The following is a 1,230-nucleotide window of genomic DNA, read 5'->3' as shown; positions in this document are numbered from 1 at the left end:
TACGATCTCGGTTCGCTGCACAAGGCGATGCGGCGCGCGGGCGCCGACACGCACATGATCACGCTGCCGGGGCACGGCACGCGCCCGGAGGATCTGGTCGGCGTGCGCGCGGAGGCGTGGCTCGACGCGGTGACCGAGCAGTACCGCGCGCTGGAACGCGAGTACGACACGCTGCACGTTGCGGGGATGTGTATGGGCGCGCTCGTCGCGCTGCTGCTGTGTCATCGTGTGCAGCATGCGCGCGGCCGGCTCGCGCTGTTGGCCGCACCGGTATTCATCGACGGCTGGTCGACGCCGTGGTACCGGTCGCTGCGGCACGTGCTGTATCGCGTGCCGGGTGTGGCGGAGCGAATGCGCGTGGAAGAAGGCGATCCGTTCGGCATCAAGAACGCGACGATCCGCGCGATCGTGAAGAAGAAGTTCGAGCGGCAGGACAGTTTCCACTATGCGTGGGTGCCGCTCGCGTGCGTGCGGCAGGTGGACCGGATGCGCGACTGGGTACGCGATGCCGCGCCCGGCACGCCGTGCCCGACGCTCGTGCTGCATGCGCGCGAGGACGAGCTGACGAGCCTGCGCTCGGCCGATTTCCTGCTGGAAAAGCTGCCCGACGCGCGCGGGATCGTGCTGGAGAACAGCTATCACATGATCTGCGCGGACAACGATCGCGACGACGTCGCGCGGCACGTGCTCGAGTTCTTCGGCTTCGATCCCGTGCATGCGGTGAGCCCGGCGATGGCGCGGCGGATGGGGCGGCTGGGATCGTGACGGTGGTGCAACCGTCACAATGGCGTCAATCCGGGGGCAAATCCATTTGAGGTTGTTGCGATCTAGTCTGGAAGGAACGGACGTGCGATCTTGCGGCTTGCGGCGAGTTCGATCAATCGTATTCGACACGGGGTGCGAAGGCCGGATATTGCCGGGCCATGTCCTGCAGGCAGTCGCGCATCAGCTTCGCGTCGCGGGGAAAGCGGCGTTCGAATTCCGACCAGCCTTTCAGCCGGAGAATGGGCGGCATATCGACCAGTGCGGTAATGGCGTCCCAGAACGCATCCCAGTTTCTTCCATACCAATCCGGGAAACTCAACTTCTTCATCAGCCGTACGTGCAACTGTTCGGTCGATTCGATATCGTCGAGTTCGATTTCTACCCGCGTGTCGCGTGCCATCATGTTCTCCGACGGACAGGTCGCGAAACATTCAATTCATTTCGCGTTCCGTACCGAGCATCATA

The 1,230-nt window shown here is 63.9% G+C and carries 2 protein-coding genes; one reads left to right on the top strand and one right to left on the bottom strand.

Features of this window, described 5'->3' with window-relative positions:
- The coding region (locus JMF90_RS37700) for a carboxylesterase (protein WP_201326407.1) at positions 1-765 on the top strand (765 nt) is incomplete at its 5' end.
- Between the two features lie 112 nt (positions 766-877).
- Here JMF90_RS37700 and JMF90_RS37695 read toward each other — a convergent pair.
- Positions 878-1,165: a barstar family protein gene (locus tag JMF90_RS37695; RefSeq protein ID WP_011548670.1), complete on the bottom strand. Its 288-nt coding sequence runs from the start codon at positions 1,163-1,165 to the stop codon at positions 878-880.
- Positions 1,166-1,230: the final 65 nt, after the last annotated feature.

It is taken from the genome of Burkholderia sp. E168m23 (assembly GCF_016586125.1).
GTDB lineage: Bacteria > Pseudomonadota > Gammaproteobacteria > Burkholderiales > Burkholderiaceae > Burkholderia > Burkholderia orbicola.
The sequence above is the reverse complement of the archived record's forward strand: the minus strand, read 5'-3'. Positions and strand labels throughout refer to the sequence as shown.

Excerpts from the sequence above, each read along its gene's own strand:
- JMF90_RS37695 (WP_011548670.1), bottom strand. The coding sequence starts at position 1,165 with ATGGCACGCGACACGCGGGTAGAAATCGAACTCGACGATATCGAATCG.